Here is a 20,602-nt window from a genome sequence, read left to right as displayed (position 1 = left end):
ACTACCGACCCTGCGCACGCGAGGCCGGTGGCTGGGCGCACACGCGTCGCAGCCGGACCCGGTGGCACTGTGTGGCCACCGTGTTCACCAGCCGCACGAGATCGGGGGCGTCCTCACAGCCCCCCAGTGCCGACAGCGTCGGCAGCGAGGCCCCGGCCTCGCATCCCGGCTCGGGGGGCCGCAGCCACACGGCGGCCCCCTGGGAACCGACTCGGCCCGGGGGGCCGGGCGGCGGCAACGCGTCGCTCAGCGGTGTGTCCCTCTTCTCGCGGGGCACCGGGCGCGACGGCGCCTCCATGAGGCCGCCCGCCCCGACCGCCACCAGATCGAGCGACAGGGACCCCCAGTCCAGCCACTCCAGCAGCCCGGGAAGCTCCTCCGCGCTGCCCGCGGCCACCAGGAACAGCATCCGGTCGCCGTGAAGGGCGACAGGAGAGTCCGCCGGCAGGCGCCGCAGCGCCGCGTACCCCGCCTCCGCCGGGACGTCCAGGACGTCGTAGCGCACTCCCACGGCCAGCCGCAGGGGATCGCCGGGCACCGTAGGCCAGCCCAGTTCGTTCTCGTACCACCGCCGGACCTGACCGCTCGCGACGGCCGGGTCGAGCGGCCGGCGGGGGAGCGGGACGAGTGGGGTCGCGGACGCGATCACGGGGTGAGGGGCGCCGAGCATGCCAAGTGCAACAGCCGGAAGACCGTGCGAGTTACGCTGGGTGGTGTCACGGGTGCACAGAGTGGCCAAATGGGGGCGCGTGAGGCGCGCGGGGAGGCGCAAGGTTGTTCGCCCGTAGCGGAGGGAACGGGGGCGCTCGGCATGGACTTCCGGTCGCTGCGGGTAAGACATCCCTAGTGGGAGGGGGCGACACGCAGGAAAGGCCGTCTCACGTTCGCCATCGGCGTACTGGCGAGTGGGGTATCTGCCTGGCCTGCGGGAACATCGTCTCGCACCATCGGGTTGGAGCAGATGTCGGCGTTCGGGGTCAGGAGGCCAAGGACGGTGTCGGCAGTTGGAATGAGCGGTCCCCGCTTGCGGGACTAAGCTGCGGAAGGACAGGGAGGGGAAGTTCCCCCCACTGCCTGACCGCTCTGAGGAGCGATTAACGATGTTCGAGAGGTTCACCGACCGCGCGCGGCGGGTTGTCGTCCTGGCTCAGGAAGAAGCCCGGATGCTCAACCACAACTACATCGGCACTGAGCACATCCTCCTGGGCCTGATCCACGAGGGTGAAGGTGTCGCCGCCAAGGCCCTTGAGAGCCTCGGGATTTCGCTCGAGGCGGTCCGCCAGCAGGTGGAGGAGATCATCGGCCAGGGCCAGCAGGCCCCGTCCGGCCACATCCCCTTCACCCCCCGTGCCAAGAAGGTCCTGGAGCTGTCGCTCCGCGAGGCCCTTCAGCTGGGCCACAACTACATCGGCACGGAGCACATCCTGCTCGGCCTGATCCGCGAGGGCGAGGGCGTCGCCGCCCAGGTCCTCGTCAAGCTGGGCGCAGATCTGAACCGCGTGCGGCAGCAGGTCATCCAGCTGCTCTCCGGTTACCAGGGCAAGGAGACCGCCACCGCCGGCGGGCCTGCCGAGGGCACGCCCTCGACGTCCCTGGTCCTCGACCAGTTCGGCCGGAACCTCACCCAGGCCGCTCGTGAGTCCAAGCTCGACCCGGTCATCGGGCGCGAGAAGGAGATCGAGCGGGTCATGCAGGTGCTGTCCCGCCGTACGAAGAACAACCCGGTGCTGATCGGTGAGCCCGGCGTCGGCAAGACCGCCGTCGTCGAGGGCCTCGCTCAGGCCATCGTCAAGGGCGAGGTGCCCGAGACCCTCAAGGACAAGCACCTCTACACCCTGGACCTCGGCGCCCTGGTCGCCGGCTCCCGCTACCGCGGTGACTTCGAGGAGCGCCTGAAGAAGGTCCTCAAGGAGATCCGCACCCGCGGCGACATCATCCTGTTCATCGACGAGCTGCACACGCTGGTCGGTGCGGGTGCCGCCGAGGGCGCCATCGACGCGGCTTCCATCCTGAAGCCGATGCTGGCCCGCGGTGAGCTGCAGACCATCGGTGCCACCACGCTGGACGAGTACCGCAAGCACCTGGAGAAGGACGCCGCCCTCGAGCGCCGCTTCCAGCCCATCCAGGTCGCGGAGCCGTCCCTGCCGCACACGATCGAGATCCTCAAGGGTCTGCGTGACCGGTACGAGGCCCACCACCGCGTCTCCATCACGGACGAGGCGCTGGTCCAGGCCGCCACCCTGGCCGACCGGTACATCTCGGACCGTTTCCTCCCGGACAAGGCGATCGACCTGATCGACGAGGCCGGCTCGAGGATGCGCATCCGCCGGATGACCGCGCCGCCGGACCTGCGCGAGTTCGACGAGAAGATCGCCGGCGTCCGCCGCGACAAGGAGTCCGCGATCGACTCGCAGGACTTCGAGAAGGCCGCCTCCCTCCGCGACAAGGAGAAGCAGCTCCTGGCCGCCAAGGCCAAGCGGGAGAAGGAGTGGAAGGCCGGCGACATGGACGTCGTCGCCGAGGTCGACGGCGAGCTGATCGCCGAGGTCCTCGCCACGGCGACCGGCATCCCGGTCTTCAAGCTGACGGAGGAGGAGTCCTCGCGTCTGCTGCGCATGGAGGACGAGCTCCACAAGCGGGTCATCGGCCAGGTCGACGCCGTCAAGGCGCTGTCGAAGGCGATCCGCCGTACGCGTGCCGGTCTGAAGGACCCCAAGCGTCCCGGTGGCTCGTTCATCTTCGCCGGCCCGTCCGGTGTCGGTAAGACCGAGCTGTCCAAGGCGCTCGCCGAGTTCCTCTTCGGTGACGAGGACGCGCTGATCTCCCTCGACATGTCGGAGTTCAGCGAGAAGCACACGGTCTCGCGTCTCTTCGGTTCGCCCCCCGGCTACGTGGGTTACGAGGAGGGCGGCCAGCTGACCGAGAAGGTCCGCCGCAAGCCGTTCTCGGTCGTCCTGTTCGACGAGGTCGAGAAGGCCCACCCGGACATCTTCAACTCGCTGCTGCAGATCCTGGAGGACGGTCGCCTGACCGACTCCCAGGGCCGGGTCGTGGACTTCAAGAACACGGTCATCATCATGACGACCAACCTCGGCACCCGGGACATCTCCAAGGGCTTCAACCTGGGCTTCGCGGCCCAGGGCGACACCAAGTCCAACTACGAGCGCATGAAGAACAAGGTCTCGGACGAGCTCAAGCAGCACTTCCGGCCCGAGTTCCTCAACCGCGTCGACGACGTGGTCGTCTTCCCGCAGCTCAGCCAGGACGACATCCTCAAGATCGTCGACCTGATGATCGACAAGGTGGACGAGCGCCTGAAGGACCGGGACATGGGCATCGAGCTCTCCCAGTCCGCCAAGGAGCTGCTGTCCAGGAAGGGCTACGACCCGGTGCTGGGTGCGCGTCCGCTGCGTCGCACCATCCAGCGCGAGATCGAGGACTCGCTGTCGGAGAAGATCCTCTTCGGCGAGCTGCGCCCCGGTCACATCGTGGTCGTCGACACGGAGGGCGAGGGCGAGACCAAGACCTTCACCTTCCGCGGCGAGGAGAAGGCGGCTCTCCCGGACGTCCCGCCGATCGAGCAGGCGGCCGGCGGTTCGGGTCCGAACCTGAGCAAGGACGCCTGAGCGTAACGATCCAGTGAGAGGGGCCGGTGCCTTCCGGGGCACCGGCCCCTCTCGCGTGCCCGGGACAGACCAGGCCCGCTCCCGGTCCGTCCGGGCACAAGAGCTTCCTCAGCAGCGGAGCCACCCCTGCGGAGGCCGGCTTGCCGCCGGGTACTGCCGGGAGTCGGACAGACGGGTCAGGACAGCTGACCGTCGTAGTCCGGCAGCTTGTACGTCCTCTCGGCGTGGCCGCCCGAGAGGTCGGTGCTGCTGTTGCCGATGTTCGCGATGATCGTGTAGCCCTTGCGCTCGATGTCGACGCGCTGGGCCGTCTTGTATTCGGCGACGTTCTTGAAGAGGTCGATGAAGTTGCGGACGTAGAGCCCCGAGACCTGGTATCCGGTCTGCTTCAGGTTGTACTGGGTGAACGAGGCGATGATGTCCGGCCGGGCGGTCACGAAGAACAGGGCGACGCCGCGCTCCTGCGCGTATCTGGCGGCCTCCAGGACGGGCTTGTTGGCCGGTTGCGGGTAGCTGAAGCCGAAGTCCGTCTCCAGCGCCGTGTTGTCGATGTCGAGGACGATCGCCTGCTTCTCGCCCGGCTTCGTGGCCGCGATCCGCTGCTTCAGATAGGGCAGCGCCTGGTCCATCACGGCCTGGCAGTCCTTCTGCCAGGTGCCGTAGTCGACGTCCGCGGCCGCGGACGCGGTGGCGGCCGTGGAGGCCCGGGTGGCGGTCGCGGCGTCGGCCGGTGCGGCCATCGCCACGAGGGCTGCCGCCGAGACGGCGGTCACTGATGCGCGGCGCAACCAGGGGCGTCGGGTCTGCATGTGTGGGGGTCCTCTCACGGCCGTGACGCTGCCAACATGTCGTGTGCATGCTTGTGCTCGAGGGTGGCGCGAGGGGAACCGTAGGGTTACCGGATGGTAGGTGCCTAGAGGCGTGCGCCACATTTCCGGAATGGCCGAAGAGGGCCCCCGGTGACATGCCGCACAGGCGATATGTCCGTTACTAGCTGGAATAGTGGATAACGGAGTGGGAGGAAAGGGATTCTTGCCCCGCGGTAGGCGTGGAAGTGCGGGCTAGTGCCCGGATTCGTCCCGAATGACGGCTCTGTCAAGAGACGTAGAACACTGAACCAAATTACTAACTAGCGTCGTAGATCACGCTTTTGGGAGTTTGTCGGGCTTCGGGTTACCAAGGGATGGCCATGCGGCGAGCGTCTGTGCGCCGGGTGGTTTTCTCCGTCCCCTTCCCCACGAGGTTTCGATGTCCCAGCGCGTCACGTCCCGCTCTTCCCGTACGTCCCAGCTCCGCACCCGTGCGACCGTGCTGGCCGCCGGCCTTGGTGTCTCGGTCGCACTGGGAGCCGGGGTCGCGTCCGCCGCCGACACCACGGCCGCGTCCGGTGCCGCCAGTGCCGTTCAGGCTCAGGCCGCCGCCCAGGCCAAGGCCGCGAAGGCCGAGGCCGCGAAGGCCGCGAAGGCTGAGAAGGCCGCCAAGGCCGCCGCCGCGAAGAAGGCGGCCGCGAAGAAGGCCGCTGCCAAGAAGGCCAAGCCGTCCTGGGTCGACCCGGTGAAGAAGTACAAGCTCTCCGCGACCTTCGCCCAGAACGGCGGCATGTGGCAGTCCACCCACAGCGGCCAGGACTTCGCCGTGCCGAGCGGCACCCAGGTCGTCGCCACCCACGGTGGCACCGTGGTCAAGTCCGGCGGCAACGGCGCCGGCGACGGCCCCGCATACGGCAACGCCGTCGTGATCAAGCACGGCAACGGCACGTACTCCCAGTACGCCCACCTGTCGAAGGTCACCGTGCGGGTCGGCCAGATCGTCAAGACCGGCCAGGAGATCGCCAAGTCCGGCAACACCGGCAACTCGAGCGGTCCGCACCTGCACTTCGAGATCCGTACGACCCCGAACTACGGCTCGGCGGTCGACCCGGTGAAGTTCCTGCGCGCCAAGGGCGTGAAGGTCTGACCGGAGGGGTGATCCCCCCGGCCCGCTAGGAGCGCCCTGCTCCCCGGTGGGCCTGGGTCACCAGTTCCGTGGCGACCTCGAGGACGGCTCTGTTCTTCTCCTCGGGGTCGCCTTTCATGTCCTGCATCAGGAACATCCCGGCGTGCAGCGTGAAGAGCGCGCTGACGCAGCGGACCTGGTCCGCCATGTCCGCGTCCGGGTCGATGATGATGTCGCGCAGGCTGCGGATGCGCTCCTTGAAGGAGTCTCCGATGCGCAGGTCCCGCACCGTCGCCTGGTTCTCGTGCATGAAGCGGAACAGCGGGGCCGCCTGGGCGAGCGTGTCGGCGTAGCGGCGGACGATCTCCTGCTTGGTCTCCAGGGTGTGCGGCTGCTGCCGGCCCCACTCGATCAGGTCCTCGATCGGCTGGGTGAGGTCCTCGAAGATGCTGACGAGGATCTCTTCCTTCGTCTTGAAGTGGTAGTAGAGCGCCGCCTTGGTGACCTCCAGGTGCTCCGCGATCTCGCGCAGGGAGGTCTTCTCGTAGCCGTGCTCCGCGAAGAGGCCGAGGGCCACGTCCTGGATGCGCCGGCGGGTGTTCCCGCGGCGCCGCTGCCTGGTGCCGTCCATGGTGCCGCCCATCCTCCTACGCCCCCCGCTTTCCATAAAACTTACTTGACGCCCGGCTAGTTCAGGTCTAGCTTCCGAGTGTAGTCACTAGCCGGTCGGCAAGTAAGTAGCACAGCTGGGGGAGTGGGAAGCGATGACGGACACGACGGACACACCGGCGGCCGACGCCGCGGAGAAACAGCCGAAGAGTGTGCGGGTCGTGCTGCTCGCGCTGATGATCGCCATGATGCTCGCGATGCTCGACAACATGATCATCGGTACGGCGATGCCGACGATCGTCGGTGAGCTGGGCGGGCTCGAACACCTCTCCTGGGTCGTCACCGCCTACACCCTCGCGACCGCGGCCTCCACCCCGCTGTGGGGCAAGCTCGGCGACATGTACGGCCGCAAGGGCATGTTCCTGTCGTCCATCGTCCTCTTCCTGATCGGCTCCGCGCTCAGCGGCATGGCCCAGAACATGAGCGAGCTGATCGGCTTCCGCGCCGTGCAGGGCCTCGGTGCCGGAGGCCTGATGGTCGGCGTCATGGCGATCATCGGTGACCTGATCCCGCCCCGGGAACGCGGCAAGTACCAGGGCATGATGGCCGGCGTCATGGCGCTGGCGATGATCGGCGGTCCGCTGGTCGGCGGCACCATCACCGACAACTGGGGCTGGCGCTGGGCCTTCTACATCAACCTCCCCCTCGGCGCGGTCGCGCTCGTCGCCGTCAGCGCGGTGCTGCACCTGCCGAAGAAGCGCTCCGAGGCGCGGATCGACTACCTGGGCGCCGGGCTGCTGACCGTCGGCATCACCGCGATCGTGCTCGTCACGACGTGGGGCGGCACGGAGTACGCCTGGAGCTCCGCCCGGATCATGGAGCTGATCGGCATCGGGGTCGCCGCGCTCGTCGGGTTCGTGTTCTGGCAGACCAGGGCCGCCGAGCCGGTGGTGCCGCTGCACATCTTCCGCAGCCGCAACTTCACGCTGATGGCGGTCATCGGCTTCATCACCGGCTTCGTGATGTTCGGCGCCACGCTGTTCCTGCCGCTGTACCAGCAGTCCGTGCAGGGTGCCTCCGCGACGAACTCCGGGCTGCTGCTCCTGCCGATGCTGGGGGCGATGCTCGTGACCTCGATGGTCGCCGGGCGGGTGACCACGAACACCGGCAAGTACAAGGTCTTCCCGATCGCCGGCAGCGCGCTGATGATCGTCGGGCTCTACCTGCTGTCCACGATGGACACCGGGACCTCGCGTCTGACCTCCGGTGTCTTCATGGCCGTGGTCGGGCTCGGCATGGGCTGTCTGATGCAGATCACCATGCTGGTCGCGCAGAACAGCGTGGAGATGAAGGACATGGGCGTCGCGTCCTCGTCCAGCACGCTCTTCCGCACCCTCGGCTCCTCCTTCGGCGTCGCGATCATGGGCGCGCTGTTCAACCACCGCGTCCAGGACGTCATGACCGAGCGGGCCGGTTCCCTGGGGTCCCAGGTGACCGAGCAGTCCGCGCAGCTCGACGCGAAGAGCCTGGAGAAGCTTCCGGTGCTGGTCCGGGAGGCGTACCAGCACGCGGTGTCCGCGGGCACGCACTCGGCGTTCCTGCTCGGGGCCGTGGTGGCGGTGGTCGCCTTCGTGGCGGCCGTGTTCGTCAAGGAGGTCCCGCTGAAGGGAGCGGGACCGAAGGAGGACGGCAGGCCGGACGCCCCGTCGGCGCAGCCGCCCGTGGTCGAGGCCGTCTGACCGCACCGCACGAGGCCCCCGGGAGTGTCCGCCCGGGGGCCTTCGTCATGCCCGGCGGGCGCCGTGCGCAGGCCGTTGACGAGGGCCGCGGCCGTGAAGAGTCCCGCGCGGCCGTGACGGCCGACCAGTCGAGGCCGAAGGCGTCCTGGCGGAGGTCGCGCACGCAGTCGGTCTCCGGCTCGGCTCTGTACAGCGAGCCGGGGTCGTTGTCAGACCTCCGTGTCACCATCGGTCACATGGACAAGACGCGGCAAATCCGGCTGGCCAAGGACGCCATGGACCGGGACTGGGCCGATCCCGGGCTCGACCTGGACACCGTGGCCGCGCACGCCGGGTACTCGCGCTACCACTTCATCCGCGCCTTCAAGGAGGCGTACGGCGAGACCCCCGGCCAGTACCTCACCCACCGCCGGATAGAACGCGCCGAGGACCTGCTGCGCACGGCGAACCTGTCGGTGACGGAGATCTGCCACCTGGTCGGCTTCAGCAGCGTCGGCACGTTCTCCGCCCGCTTCAAGGCCTGGACCGGCCTGACACCCAGCGAATACCGGACGAAACACGTGGGCCGCGGAGCCGCCCTCATACCCGGGTGCTACGCCATGCTCTGGGCCGGCGGCTTCCGCTCCGCCCCCGGTGCCGGCAAGCAGCGCAATTCCGGAGAAGCGGGCTGACACCCCGGCTGCCTACCGTGGCAGAGCAGGCACAACCGGCCGCAGCGTCAGAGCAGGAGCACGCCATGATCAAGGGTCTCGCCATCTCGACCGTCTGGGTCCTCGACCAGGACCGGGCGAAGGAGTTCTACACGGAGAAACTGGGCCTGGAGGTCCGTACGGACATGACCATGGGCGAGGGCGGCATGCGCTGGCTCACGGTCGGCTCGCCGAACCAGCCCGACGTCGAGCTGACGCTGATGGTGCCCGGCGGGCCCGCGATGGACCCCGAGTCCGCCGAGATGCTCCGCAAGCTGGTGGCGAAGGGCGCGCTCGGTGCGGGCGTGCTGACCACCGACGACATCCACGGCGACTACAAGAAGCTCAAGGACCGGGGCGTGGAGTTCCTCCAGGAGCCGCAGGAGCGCCCCTACGGCACGGAGGCGCTGTTCCGCGACGACTCCGGCAACTGGTTCTCCTTCACCCAGTCCCGCGAGGGCGGCCTCGACATGGACCAGGACTGGTCCTGCTGAAGCGACAGGCGGCCTACGACCCCGGCAGCAGCGGGTAGCTGCCCGTGTTCGTCGGCGCGTGCTCCGGCAGCCACAGCACGGCGACCGCGCCCTCGGCCGGCAGATGCTCCGGCGTTCCCGGGGTGCGGACGTTGCGGAAGGTCAGCCGGGCGCCCAGCACCCGGGCCTGCCCTGCCGCGATGGTCAGGCCGAGTCCGTGGCCGTGCCCGGCCCGGTCCTTGCTGCCGGTGCGGAAGCGGCTCGGCCCCTCGGCGAGCAGGTCCTCGGGGAAGCCCGGGCCGTGGTCGCGCACGCGGATGACCCGGCCCTCGACGCTGACCTCGATGGGCGGCTTGCCGTGCCGGGCCGCGTTGGCCAGGAGGTTGAACAGGACACGCTCCAGGCGGCGCGGGTCGGTGGTGACCTCCGACTCGTGCACGATGCGCACCTCGATGGCCGGATCCTTGGCCGCCACCCGCCGGGCGACGAACTCGCCCAGCATGAGGTCCTGCAGTTCCGCCCGTTCGGAGGCCCCGTCCAGCCGGGCCACCTCCAGCACGTCCTCGACCAGCGTGCGCATGGCCTTCGCCCGGTCCAGCACCAGCTCGGTCGGGCGCCCGGGCGGCAGCAGTTCCGCGGCCGTCAGCAGTCCGGTCACCGGGGTGCGCAGCTCGTGCGCGATGTCGGCGGTGACCCGCCGCTCGGCCTCGATGCGCTGCCGCAGCGTGTCCGCCATGGCGTCCACCGCGCTCGCCAGGTCGTCCGTCTCGTCCCGTACGACCCCGCCCATGGCGTCCCGTACCCGCACGTCCGTCTCGCCGCCCGCGAGCTGGTTGGCCGCGATGGCGGCCTTGCGCAGCCGCCGCGAGAGGTGCCCGCCGATGAGCACGCCGAGCGCGCTGCCGCCGAGGACGACCGCGATGGACCCGATGAGCAGGGCCTGGTCGAGGTCCTGGAGGATGTCCGAGCTGCGGTCGGTGAAGCCCGAGTGCAGCGACATCACCTGCCCGTTCTTCAGAGGCACGGCGGCCCATATGTCGGGCACGTCACCCGGCCGGTCCGCCACGTACGTCGCCCGCTGGCCCGCCTCGACCCGGTCCCGCAGCGCGTGCGGCAGATCCGGGTCGTTGATCTTGGTGTTGGGGAAGTTCATCCGCCCGGACAGCTCGAAGTTGCGCTGGGCGATCATGATCCGCTCGTCGGCGAGGTCGCGCGCGTTGTCCAGCATCGAGACCCGGGCGGCGTTGTGCACGACGAGACTCAGCGCGATCGCCACCAGTGCGCCCACCAGTGCGATGGCCGCGCTCAGCTTCCATCTGAGGCCCGTACGGATGCCCGCACGCTCCAAGCCCGCGGCGACCACGCGCCGGAAGTGCCCCCTCATACCCCTGCCCCTGCTCAGGCCTTCAACTTGTAGCCGAAGCCACGGACCGTCTCGATCCGGTCCTGGCCGATCTTCTGCCGCAGCCGCTGCACATGCACGTCGACGACGCGGGTGTCCCCGCCCCAGCCGTAGTCCCACACCCGCTCCAGCAGCTTGTCGCGGGAGAGCACCGTGCCCGGCGCGGAGGAGAACTCCAGCAGCAGCCGCATCTCGGTCGGCGTCAGCGCCACCGGCTGCCCGGCACGCCGGACCTCCATGCCCTCGGTGTCGACCTCCAGGTCACCGAAGGCCAGCATCCCGCCGCTCGCCGGGCCGTCCGGCTCCTCGCCCCGGCCACCGCCCGCGTGCCCGAAGCGGCGCAGCACCGCGCGGATCCGGGCGACCAGGACGGCACCGTCGAACGGCTTGGTCACATAGTCGTCGGCGCCCGCCTCCAGGCCCAGCACGACGTCGATGGAGTCGGCCCGCGCCGACAGCATGATCACCGGCACGGTCGACTCGTCGCGGATACGGCGGCACAGGCTGACCCCGTCGAGGCCGGGAACCATGACGTCCAGCAGCGCGATGTCGGGGCGGTCCGCCCGGAAGGCCTCCAGGCCCGACAGCCCGTCGGGCATGGCGGTGACCACGAAGCCGTCCCGTTCCAGGGCGAGCTGCGTGGCCTCGCGGATGACGTCGTCGTCCTCGACGAACAGGACGTGGGTCTGGTCTGCCATCCCGGTGCTCTCAGTCCTTCGTGGTCCGTGGGGGTGCGTTCCTACTGCTGGGACGCACGGTCCCGGCGATGCGTTCACCGACGGAACGGTCCGAACGGCCCGATCGGTTCACGCGGCCCTGCGCCCGCGTCAGCTCGCGGGCACCGGCGTCGCGCTGTCGCCGACGACCTTCCCGTAGTCGTTGTGCGTGCGGTACTTCTCGGCGAAGCGGCCGGAGGTCCATCTGTACGTGATCACGTTCTCCCCGGAGGGGCTCGACACCGGGTCGCCCTTCTCGTACACCTGCTTGGTCACCACCAGGTCGCCGCGGTCGATCTCCGCGTAGACCGGCGTTTCCTCGGCCTTGAACACATTCTCGTACGAGCCGTCCTGCTCGCGATACACGTAACTGCCCACACCCACCGCGTCACCGCAGGTCAGCACGTTGACGACGACGTCGTCCGCCGAGCCTCCGGTCAGATTGCCGTAGGAGACGTCGACCGGGTACTCGTCGGCCACGCACGGCTTCAGCTCGCGCTTCACCTCGGGCGCGACCTTCGGGTCGTCCTTGACGAGCTTGACCGCGTTCACGGTGTCGGGCGACGTCGACGGCGCGGCGGACGGGGTGGCGGCGGCGCCCGCCACCGAGTCGGCGTGCGCCGGGCCCTCGTCACGGGCGCCGGTCCCGCCGGCACCGCAGCCGGACACCAAAAGGGCGAGGGCGGTGGGTACGGCCAGTGCCGCGCTCACCGCCTGGATACTGCCCCGGGTCCGTGCAGAACCCTCGCCGGTCAGGCCGCGCACCGCTCCCGCTCCTCACGCTCCAGCGCGCGTGCGTCCAGATCGCGGGACTCCAGCTCCTCGCGGAGCCGGGCGAGCGCCCGGTGCAGCGTGCTCTTGACCGTTCCGGCCGACATGCCGAGGGCGGCGGCCGTCTCCTCCGTGGACATCTGCTCCCAGTGTCGCAGCACCACGACACTGCGCTGCTTCGGGGCGAGCACCTTCAGGATGTCCATGAGCAGGGCGCGGTCCGCGTGCTGCTCGGTGGCGTCGTCGACCGAGGCGTCCGGGAGCTGCTCGGTCGGGACCTCCTCGAGCTTGCGCGCCCGCCACCACTCCGTACGGGTGTTGATCATCACCCGGCGCAGGTAGGCGTCCGCCAGCCGCTTGTCCTCGATGGTCTCCCACCGGCCGTACGTCCGGACCAGCGCCGTCTGCAGCAGGTCCTGCGCGTCCGTCGGGTCCGGGACCAGGCGGCGGGCACTGCGCAGCAGCGCGTCCTGCCGGGTGCGGACGTACTCCTCGAACTCGAGCACCTCGCCCTGCGCCATGGTGAACCGCCTCCCGTATCCCCGTACGGGCCGGCTCCGCGCCGCCCGTGTACTGCCTTTGGTCTTCCGTCGTCCCGTGTCTTCCGGGAACGCATCTGAAGGTACGGAGGCGTTGTCACGGCGCTGTCCGAAGCAGCCTGCGGCCAGCGCTCGGCTGTCCGTCGGTTGTGTAACGGAAGCCCGAACGGGGGAGAGCGGTGGGGGTGTTGAGGCGGATTCGGGGTGATTTGTCCACCCCGGATGATGTGACGGATGGTGACCTGCGGCTGTGAGGTGTCTGTACGTCAGGTCAGCGGCAGCCGGTACAGACCGCCCGCCATCGGCTCCACCAGACCGTCGGAGACGAGACCGTCGAGGGCGCGGGCCCGCTGCACCGGCTCGTGCCACACCCGGTCCAGAGCCGCCTGTGGAACCGGCCCGTGCGCCTCCCGCAGCACGGCGAGCAGCCGCCCCCGCACCTGCCGGTCGGTGCCCGCGTAGGTCTGGCCGCGGCGCGGCGGCCCGTCGTGCTCCGGCTTGCCCGCCAGCCGCCACGCGCACTGCGCGGCGATCGGGCAGCGGTGGCACGACTCGTTCTTCGCCGTGCACACCAGCGCGCCCAGCTCCATGGAGGCGGCGGCCCAGCGGGCGGCGGTCGGCTCCTCCTCGGGCAGCAGCGCGCGGGCCAGCTTGCGCTCGGCGGCGGTGGTGGCGTTCGGCGGGTACCGCACGCCGGTGACCGCCCGGGCGAAGACCCGGCGCACATTGGTGTCCAGCACCGGATGCCGCTGCCCGTAGGCGAAGGAGGCGACTGCGGCCGCCGTGTACTCGCCGATGCCGGGCAGTGCCAGCAGCTGGGCGTGGTCGGCCGGTACGTCACCGCCGTGCCGTTCCGATATGGCGACGGCGGCGCCGTGCAGCCGCAGCGCGCGGCGCGGGTAGCCGAGCCGGCCCCAGGCGCGGACTGCCTCGCCGGGCGCCTCCTTGGCCAGGTCGGCGGGGCGCGGCCAGCGCTCCAGCCACTGCTCGTAGACGGGCAGGACACGGCTCACCGGCGTCTGCTGCAGCATGAACTCACTGACCATCACCCCCCACGCCCCGGCCTCCGGACGCCGCCACGGCAGGTCGCGGGCGTTCTCGTCGAACCAGTCGATGACGGGGGAGTGCAGGTTCTCTCCGAGGGGCGGCCCGGAGGGGGTGTCGGCGGGGGCGGGGGTGGGCTGCGGGGGCTTCGTGGGAGCAGTCATGGCGTATCGATGGTGCCACGCAGAGCCGTCTGTTCGGGCACACCGCCACCCCTGAAGGGGGCGGGTACCTGACGATCGACAGCAGTGCGGGCAGGCCGGGCACTTGTAGCGTCGGGCGCATGGAACCTCCCGGCCCGGCCTCACTCGCCCGTGGCGCCCTCCTCTGGGCCGCCTTCGCCGTCCCGGCGCTCACGGCGGACCGGATCGGGCTGAACGAGCCGCGGCCCGGCTGGCAGCAGGCAGCCGGTGTGGCCGTGCTGGCCGTGGCCGTCGCCGTGTCCCGGCGGCTGCCCCCGGTCGCCTTCACGCTGGTGGCCGCCCTGAGCCTGACCGCCGCCCCGGCCCTGTTCACCGTCTCCTACGGTCCCGCCCTCGGCGTGTGCGCGCTGCTGCTCGGGCTGCGGGCGGACCGGGCGCGCCCCGCCGTGCTGTGCTTCGCCGCCGTCGGCTGCGCGGGCACCGCACGGATCGTGCTCACCGGCGTCGACCCGGCCCCCGAGTGGCTCGTCATGACGGGCACGCTGCTCTTCGGCTGTGTCTTCCCCTGGCTCGGCGGGCGCTACTGGCGGCAGAGCCGCGAGCTGGCCGAGGCGGGATGGCTGCGCGCCGCCCGGCTGGAGGACGAGGCCGGCCTCGCCGAGGAGCGCGCCCGGCTGCGCGAACGCGCCCGGATCGCCCAGGACATGCACGACTCCCTCGGTCACGAGCTGAGCCTCATCGCCCTGCGCGCCGGCGCCCTCCAGGTCGCTCCCGGCCTCGGCGACGAACACCGGGCGGCGGCGGCCGACCTGCGCGCGGCCGCCGCCGACGCCACGGACCGGCTGCACCGCATCATCGGCGTCCTGCGCGAGGACGACGAGCCGGTGCCGCTGTCCCCGGCCGACGAGACCCTGGAGCAACTCGTCGCCCGTGCCGCCGAGTCGGGCCTTCCGGTGCGCTGGGAGCCGGGCGGACGGGACCCGGCCGCAGACCCGCACTCCGCCGGTCCCGGCGAGGTCGCCGAGCGGCTGCTGCACCGGGTGGTCCGGGAGGCGCTGACCAACGCGGCACGGCACGCACCGGGCGCCCCCGTGGTCGTGGCGGTCACCGGGCGCGCCGCGGGCACCTCCGTCACCGTCACCAACGGCCGCCCGGCGCAGGATGGTTCCCGGCCCGCGGGAGGCGGCACGGGCCTGCTCGGGCTGCGGGCGGCGGTGACCTCCGTCGGCGGCGAGTTCGAGGCCGGTGCGCACGGGGAGGGCTTCCGGGTCCGGGCGTACGTCCCGGGGCAGCCGGTCGCGGTCAGGCCCGCGCGCCCGGCCCGGGCGCCGTTCACGCACGCCCGCCGCCGGGTCGCCTCCGGCCTCGGCACCGCGGCCGGTGTGGGTGTGGTGCTCGTCGGCGCCGCCTTCGGCTGGTACGCGTACGCCGAGACGCATTCGGTGCTCGAACCCGCCGCGTACGCGAAGCTCCGCCTGGGCGCCCCGGCCGTCGAGGTCGAACGGGTGCTGCCCGAGCGCGACGTGAACGACCCGCCCGAGGAGCGGGCCCCGGCCGCGCCCGGGGGAGCCGACTGCCGCTACTACCGCGCGAGTGGCGAACTCTTCGTCTCCGTCGCCCACTTCAGACTGTGCTTCGACGCCGGACGGCTGGTCGCCAAGGACGTGGTCCCCGGCGTCGGCCTGTCCGGCGAAGGCCGGGAAGAGTACGAGGAGTTCGCACGATGAGTACCGGGAACACGAGCAGGGCGCCGATCCGCGTGCTGCTGGCCGACGACGAGGCGATGGTCCGGGCCGGGGTGCGCGCCATCCTGGGCAGCGGCGGCGAGACGGAGGTCGTCGCCGAGGCGGGGGACGGGCGCGAGGCGGTGGAACTGTGCCGCGCCCACCGCCCGGACGTGGCCCTGCTGGACATTCGCATGCCGCGCCTGGACGGTCTCGCGGCGGCGGAGGAGATCGTACGGACCGTGCCGGGCACGGCCGTCGCGATGCTCACCACCTTCTCCGAGGGCGCCCATGTGACCCGCGCCCTGGGCGGCGGTGCCACCGGGTTCCTGCTGAAGTCCGGGGACCCGTACGAACTCATCGCGGGTGTACGGGCGGTGGCCGCCGGGGCCGCGTTCCTCTCGCCCAAGGTGGCCCGGTACGTCATCGACGAGGGCCTCGACGGCGGCCGCCTCACCCGCGAGGCCCGGGCACGCGCGCGGGTGACCGCCCTGAGCCCCCGGGAGCGCGAGGTGCTCGGCCTGGTCGGCGCGGGCCTGTCCAACCCGGAGATCGCCGCCCGCCTGCATCTCGTCGAGGGCACGGTGAAGGCGTACGTGAGCGCGGTCCTGGACCGGCTGGGCGTCCGCAACCGGGTGCAGGCGGCGATCGTCGCGTACGAGGCGGGGCTGGTGGAGCCGTGACCGCAGGGCGCGACGGCGCCCGTGAGCCGTGGACGAGCGCTGAGCGCGGCGGTGCGCCGCGCGTCCCGGCTCACCGGCGCGCGTGCGTCTCGTACGACGGGACGGGCGCCGGGCCCGGCCCCAGCACCCACCGCACGGCCGGTGCCGGTGAGGTGCGCATCGCCCCGGCCAGCCGCGTCACCGGATCCCTGCCCAGCCGTACGGCGACGAGGGCGACGAGCGTGCCGAGCGCCAACCCCGCTATGACGTCGTGCGGATAGTGCACGCCGACGAAGACCCGGGAGAACGCCATCAGCAGGGCGAGCGGGGCCGTCAGCCACAGCAGTGCGCGCCGCACCACGGCGAGGGAGACCGCAGCGGCGCCCGCGATGGTGGCGTGGTTGGACGGGAAGGACCAGTCGCCGTGCGGCGGGCACGCGGCCAGTGACGCGGCCGCCCCGGCCACCGCACGGCACGGACGCTCTTCCGCGACAGCGGACTTGAGCACCTCACTGCACACGTAGGCCACTGCTGTGGCCAGAGGTGCAAGGGCCGCGATCGCGAACGCGCGGGGGCTGCCCCGGCGGGCATGCCACCAGGCCGTCGCGAACAGCCCGGCGAACACCAGCAGTCCGGCCTCGGTCCATATCCCGGCGCCGTGCTGTACCCAGTTCGGGGTGTCGTGGGCGAAGTCGGTGATGTCGCGGTAGAGCGCGGTGTCCTCGGAGTCCATGGTCACAGACGGTAGGCGGCGCCCCCATACCGTCACACCCAGCGATCGTCGGGTTCCGTACCTGACGAAAGACAGGGGTGGGGGCCGGGGTTCCGGAATGATGATCCGGAAAAGTTGTGGCTCCGAGCGGCGGGTGGGACCGGCGAACGCGCCGATCTCTCGTAAGGTTTGGGCCGTGGGATCTCTGCGCAATCCGGTCGGGCCGCTTCCCTCCTCCATCTACTGGCGTCGGAGGGTCGTACTGGTGTCTGTGGTCGCCGTGTTGGCGCTGCTGACCACCTGGATCGTGACGATGGGCGGCGGGGGCGGCAAGGACGGCGACAACGGCGCCAACGGCAAGAATCCCGCACCCTCCATCACGCCCGGCCCGTCGAGTTCGGGCCCGGCCATCAGCCAAGCGCCCGGCGGACGCGACGAGTCGGGCGACGAGGGCTCCGGCGGCTCGGGGGACGGTTCCGGGGACGGCTCGGGAGGCGGATCCGACGACGGTTCCGGCTCGGGTTCCGGCGACGGTTCCGGGAGTGGCGGCTCGGGCGGTTCCGAGGGGTCGGGCGGCTCCGGCGGCTCGGGGAGCGGCGCCACCGCGGGCGGTGTCGGCGCGGGCGACACCCTGCCGGCCGGCTCCACCCTGCCCAACTGCACCGCGAGCGCGGTCAAGTTCAGCCTGCGCAGCCGGCACAACACCTACGACCCCGAGCAGACGCCCACCTTCCTGCTGACCGCGCGGAACGTCTCCGGCAGCGACTGCAAGATCGATCTCGGGCCGAAGAACGCGGTGTTCACGATCGCCCCGGCGAGCAGCGACGACGACTACTGGTCCTCCGAGGACTGCCCCAAGGCCGCCGCGCACCAGCTGTACCGGGTCGCCGCCGGCAGCGGCATCACCTACACCGTGAAGTGGGACCGCAAGCCGAGCGCCCCCGAGTGCGCCACGCCTCCGGCGGGCTCGGCCGGGTCGGGCACGTACCTGGTGGAAGCCAAGGCTCCGGGCTTTGCGAAGGTGCAGACGTCGTTCGTGCTCTCGGCCGACTAGCTGAGGCCGGAGAAGCCGGAGGGCGGTACCCCTTGCCGGGTACCGCCCTCAGCCGTTCCAGCCCTGTCTGCCGTCCGCGTCAGACGTACCGCTCCAGGATCGAAGACTCCGCCAGCCGCGACAGGCCCTCGCGGACGCTGCGCGCCCGGGCCTCGCCCACGCCGTCCACCGTCTGCAGGTCGTCGACGCTCGCGGCGAGCAGCTTCTGCAGTCCGCCGAAGTGCTCGACGAGGCGGTCGATGATCGCGCCGGGGAGCCGGGGCACCTTGGCGAGGAGACGGTACCCGCGCGGGGAGACCGCCGAGTCCAGGGTCTCGGGCGCGCCGGTGTAGCCCAACGCCCGTGCCACCGTGGACATTTCGAGCAGCTCGGCATGGGTGAGGGCGTCGAGTTCGGCGAGGGCCTGGTCGACCGTGCGGGAGCGCTTGGCCGTGGGCTCGGGGACGTAGTCCCGCACGACCAGCTCGCGCTCGGGTTCCACGCCCGCGATCAGCTCGTCGAGCTGGAGGGCCAGCAGCCGGCCGTCCGTGCCGAGCTCCACCACGTACTCGGCGATCTCCGTGGCGATGCGGCGCACCATCTCCAGGCGCTGGGCGACCGCCGAGACGTCCCGGACGGTCACCAGGTCCTCGATCTCCAGCGCCGACAGCGTGCCCGCGACCTCGTCGAGGCGGAGCTTGTAACGCTCGAGGGTGGCGAGCGCCTGGTTGGCGCGGGACAGGATCGCCGCCGAGTCCTCCAGGACGCGGCGCTGGCCGTCGACGTACAGGGCGATCAGCCGCATCGACTGGGAGACGGAGACGACCGGGAAGCCGACCTGCTTGCTGACGCGGTCCGCGGTGCGGTGGCGGGTGCCCGTCTCCTCCGTCGGGATCGTCGGGTCCGGGACCAGCTGCACGCCCGCGCGCAGAATCTTCGACAGGTCCGAGGACAGCACGATGCCGCCGTCCAGCTTGCACAGCTCGCGCAGCCGGGTCGCGGTGAACTCGACGTCCAGCACGAAACCGCCGCTGCACAGCGCCTCGACCGTCTTGTCGGAGCCGAGCACGATGAGCCCGCCGGTGTTGCCGCGGAGCACCCGCTCCAGGCCGTCGCGCAGCGGGGTGCCGGGTGCCACGGCGCTCAGGGAGGCGCGCATCAGGCCATCGGTACCGGCACTCCCGCCGGACTTTCCGGGAGCCGATGCCCGGTCGTTGGCTGCCACTGCACTCCTCCGGTCGCAGGTCCTGGGCGCCCCCGTGTCGCGCGCTCGGTTCGCACGGACGGGCGAGACCAGGGCAAAGTCTACCGGCGACCCTCCTCGTCCCGGGGGGCCTCTCTGCGACGGGAGCGGGGAAGGACCCGCAGGGCGTCCCCTATGTCCGCGACTTCCAGGACCTTCATGCCCGCCGGGACCTTGCCCGGATCGCCCGGGACCAGGGCATGAGTGAAGCCCAGACGGTGGGCTTCCGCCAGCCTGCGCTGCACTCCGGTGACCCGTCTCACCTCGCCCGCGAGGCCCACTTCGCCGATCGCGACGAGGTTCTTCGGGAGAGGTGTGTCACTCGCCGCGCTCGCCAACGCGAGGGCGACGGCCAGGTCCGCGGCCGGCTCGGAGAGCTTCACACCGCCGACCGTCGCGGAGTAGATGTCCCTTTTGCCCAAAGCGCTGATCCGCCCGCGCTGTTCCAGCACCGCGAGCATCATCGAGACGCGGGAGGTCTCCAGGCCCGAGGTGGTGCGGCGCGGGGAGGGGATCTGCGAGTCGACCGTGAGCGCCTGGACCTCGGCGACCAGCGGGCGGCGGCCCTCCAGGGTGACGGTCAGGCAGGTGCCCGGGACCGGCTCGGCCCGGCGGGTCAGGAAGAGGCCGCTCGGGTCGGCGAGGCCCGTGATCCCCTCGTCGTGCAGCTCGAAGCAGCCGACCTCGTCGGTGGTGCCGTAGCGGTTCTTCACGCCGCGGACGAGACGCAGGCGGGCGTGCCGGTCGCCCTCGAAGGACAGGACCACGTCCACGAGGTGCTCCAGCAGGCGCGGGCCCGCGATCGCGCCGTCCTTGGTGACATGGCCCACCAGCAGTGTGGACATGCCGCGGTCCTTGGAGGCCCGGATGAGGGCGCCGGCGACCTCCCGCACCTGGGCCATGCCGCCGGGCGCGCCGTCGATCTCCGGGGAGGCCACCGTCTGCACCGAGTCCATGATCAGCAGCGACGGCTTCACCGCGTCCAAGTGGCCGAGCACCGCCGCCAGATCCGTCTCGGCCGCGAGGTACAGGTGGTCGTCGATGGCGCCGATGCGGTCCGCGCGCAGCCGGACCTGGCTGGCGGACTCCTCGCCCGTGACGTACAGCGTGCGGTGCTCGTCGCTCGCGGACTTGGCGGCCACGTCGAGCAGGAGCGTCGACTTGCCGACGCCCGGTTCGCCGGCGACCAGCACCACCGCGCCGGGGACCAGTCCGCCGCCGAGCACGCGGTCCAGCTCGGGGACGCCGGTGGGGCGGGCGGTGGCCTGGCGGCCGTCCACCTGGCCGATGGGCAGGGCGGAGGTGGTGACCCGGCCCGGTGTCGTCGTGCGCACCGCGGGCGCGCCGTACTCCTCGACCGTCCCCCAGGCCTGGCACTCGGGGCAGCGGCCGAGCCACTTCGCCGTCTGCCACCCGCACTCCGTGCAGCGGTAGGACGGGCGGTCCTTGGTGGTCTTCGTACGGGCAGCCATGGACGAAACCGTAGCCGCCGGCACTGACATCGCGGGGACCGGCCGGCGGCGGCCACCTGCGCGCCAGGGG

At 71.2% G+C, this 20,602-nt stretch carries 19 protein-coding genes; 8 read left to right on the top strand and 11 right to left on the bottom strand.

Features of this window, described 5'->3' with window-relative positions; all coding sequences use genetic code 11:
• Position 1 precedes the first annotated feature (1 nt).
• On the bottom strand, positions 2 to 670 hold the full coding sequence (locus IO24_RS0127990) for an SCO3374 family protein (RefSeq protein WP_031140252.1): 669 nt from the start codon (positions 668 to 670) through the stop codon (positions 2 to 4).
• A gap of 430 nt (positions 671 to 1,100) precedes the next feature.
• Between IO24_RS0127990 and IO24_RS0127985 the strand changes: the two genes are divergently transcribed.
• Positions 1,101 to 3,626, top strand: coding sequence for an ATP-dependent Clp protease ATP-binding subunit (locus IO24_RS0127985; protein ID WP_031140250.1), 2,526 nt, complete (start codon positions 1,101 to 1,103; stop codon positions 3,624 to 3,626).
• Positions 3,627 to 3,802: 176 nt separating this feature from the next.
• Here the strand turns inward: IO24_RS0127985 and IO24_RS0127980 are convergent, their stop codons facing one another.
• The gene (locus IO24_RS0127980; RefSeq protein ID WP_031140248.1) at positions 3,803 to 4,435 is read right to left on the bottom strand and encodes an HAD family acid phosphatase; all 633 of its coding nucleotides are present in this window, start codon (positions 4,433 to 4,435) and stop codon (positions 3,803 to 3,805) included.
• 439 nt (positions 4,436 to 4,874) lie between these two features.
• On the opposite strand from IO24_RS0127980, the gene IO24_RS0127975 reads away from it, so the two are divergent.
• Positions 4,875 to 5,582, top strand: coding sequence for a M23 family metallopeptidase (locus IO24_RS0127975; RefSeq protein ID WP_031140246.1), 708 nt, complete (start codon positions 4,875 to 4,877; stop codon positions 5,580 to 5,582).
• 25 nt (positions 5,583 to 5,607) lie between these two features.
• Here the strand turns inward: IO24_RS0127975 and IO24_RS0127970 are convergent, their stop codons facing one another.
• Positions 5,608 to 6,204 carry a TetR/AcrR family transcriptional regulator gene (locus tag IO24_RS0127970; protein WP_031140244.1) on the bottom strand — a complete coding sequence of 199 codons (597 nt, stop codon included), beginning with the start codon at positions 6,202 to 6,204 and terminating at the stop codon, positions 5,608 to 5,610.
• 121 nt (positions 6,205 to 6,325) lie between these two features.
• On the opposite strand from IO24_RS0127970, the gene IO24_RS0127965 reads away from it, so the two are divergent.
• From IO24_RS0127965 to IO24_RS0127955, 3 genes are all read left to right on the top strand, one after another.
• Positions 6,326 to 7,909 (top strand): MDR family MFS transporter, encoded by a 1,584-nt coding sequence (locus tag IO24_RS0127965; RefSeq protein WP_031140242.1) that lies wholly within the window; start codon positions 6,326 to 6,328, stop codon positions 7,907 to 7,909.
• A 236-nt stretch (positions 7,910 to 8,145) separates the two neighbouring features.
• Positions 8,146 to 8,580, top strand: a complete 435-nt coding sequence (locus tag IO24_RS0127960; RefSeq protein WP_031140240.1) for a helix-turn-helix transcriptional regulator — start codon at positions 8,146 to 8,148, stop codon at positions 8,578 to 8,580.
• 65 nt (positions 8,581 to 8,645) lie between these two features.
• On the top strand, positions 8,646 to 9,092 hold the full coding sequence (locus IO24_RS0127955) for a VOC family protein (RefSeq protein WP_031140238.1): 447 nt from the start codon (positions 8,646 to 8,648) through the stop codon (positions 9,090 to 9,092).
• 13 nt (positions 9,093 to 9,105) lie between these two features.
• On the opposite strand, the gene cseC is transcribed toward IO24_RS0127955, so the two are convergent.
• The 5 genes from cseC to IO24_RS0127930 form a co-directional block, all read right to left on the bottom strand.
• Positions 9,106 to 10,455 (bottom strand): two-component system sensor histidine kinase CseC, encoded by a 1,350-nt coding sequence (gene cseC, locus IO24_RS0127950; protein WP_031140236.1) that lies wholly within the window; start codon positions 10,453 to 10,455, stop codon positions 9,106 to 9,108.
• A gap of 14 nt (positions 10,456 to 10,469) precedes the next feature.
• The gene (gene cseB, locus IO24_RS0127945; RefSeq protein WP_031140234.1) at positions 10,470 to 11,171 is read right to left on the bottom strand and encodes a two-component system response regulator CseB; all 702 of its coding nucleotides are present in this window, start codon (positions 11,169 to 11,171) and stop codon (positions 10,470 to 10,472) included.
• Positions 11,172 to 11,300: 129 nt separating this feature from the next.
• The gene (locus IO24_RS0127940; RefSeq protein WP_031140232.1) at positions 11,301 to 11,954 is read right to left on the bottom strand and encodes a hypothetical protein; all 654 of its coding nucleotides are present in this window, start codon (positions 11,952 to 11,954) and stop codon (positions 11,301 to 11,303) included.
• The gene (locus IO24_RS0127935; protein WP_030251439.1) at positions 11,942 to 12,481 is read right to left on the bottom strand and encodes a SigE family RNA polymerase sigma factor; all 540 of its coding nucleotides are present in this window, start codon (positions 12,479 to 12,481) and stop codon (positions 11,942 to 11,944) included. Before IO24_RS0127935 ends, IO24_RS0127940 begins: the two co-directional genes overlap by 13 nt.
• 284 nt (positions 12,482 to 12,765) lie before the next feature.
• A complete protein-coding gene (locus IO24_RS0127930) occupies positions 12,766 to 13,707 on the bottom strand; it encodes an HhH-GPD family protein (RefSeq protein ID WP_031140226.1) in 942 nt (313 codons plus the stop codon).
• Between the two features lie 119 nt (positions 13,708 to 13,826).
• Between IO24_RS0127930 and IO24_RS0127925 the strand changes: the two genes are divergently transcribed.
• Positions 13,827 to 15,413, top strand: coding sequence for a sensor histidine kinase (locus IO24_RS0127925; protein ID WP_031140224.1), 1,587 nt, complete (start codon positions 13,827 to 13,829; stop codon positions 15,411 to 15,413).
• On the top strand, positions 15,410 to 16,093 hold the full coding sequence (locus tag IO24_RS0127920; RefSeq protein WP_031140221.1) for a response regulator transcription factor: 684 nt from the start codon (positions 15,410 to 15,412) through the stop codon (positions 16,091 to 16,093). Before IO24_RS0127925 ends, IO24_RS0127920 begins: the two co-directional genes overlap by 4 nt.
• A gap of 70 nt (positions 16,094 to 16,163) precedes the next feature.
• On the opposite strand, the gene IO24_RS0127915 is transcribed toward IO24_RS0127920, so the two are convergent.
• Positions 16,164 to 16,805: a phosphatase PAP2 family protein gene (locus tag IO24_RS0127915; RefSeq protein ID WP_045296582.1), complete on the bottom strand. Its 642-nt coding sequence runs from the start codon at positions 16,803 to 16,805 to the stop codon at positions 16,164 to 16,166.
• 175 nt (positions 16,806 to 16,980) lie between these two features.
• On the opposite strand from IO24_RS0127915, the gene IO24_RS0127910 reads away from it, so the two are divergent.
• Positions 16,981 to 17,838, top strand: coding sequence for a hypothetical protein (locus tag IO24_RS0127910; RefSeq protein ID WP_078899395.1), 858 nt, complete (start codon positions 16,981 to 16,983; stop codon positions 17,836 to 17,838).
• Positions 17,839 to 17,917: 79 nt separating this feature from the next.
• Here the strand turns inward: IO24_RS0127910 and disA are convergent, their stop codons facing one another.
• A complete protein-coding gene (gene disA, locus IO24_RS0127905) occupies positions 17,918 to 19,042 on the bottom strand; it encodes a DNA integrity scanning diadenylate cyclase DisA (RefSeq protein WP_031140214.1) in 1,125 nt (374 codons plus the stop codon).
• Positions 19,043 to 19,122: 80 nt separating this feature from the next.
• Complete coding sequence (gene radA / locus IO24_RS0127900; RefSeq protein WP_031140213.1) at positions 19,123 to 20,532, bottom strand: DNA repair protein RadA; 1,410 nt, start codon at positions 20,530 to 20,532, stop codon at positions 19,123 to 19,125.
• Between the last annotated feature and the right edge of the window lie 70 nt (positions 20,533 to 20,602).

The sequence above is a fragment of the Streptomyces flavovariabilis genome (assembly GCF_000725785.1).
Classification (GTDB): Bacteria; Actinomycetota; Actinomycetes; order Streptomycetales; family Streptomycetaceae; genus Streptomyces; species Streptomyces hawaiiensis.
This window is presented reverse-complemented; position numbering and strand designations above follow the sequence as displayed.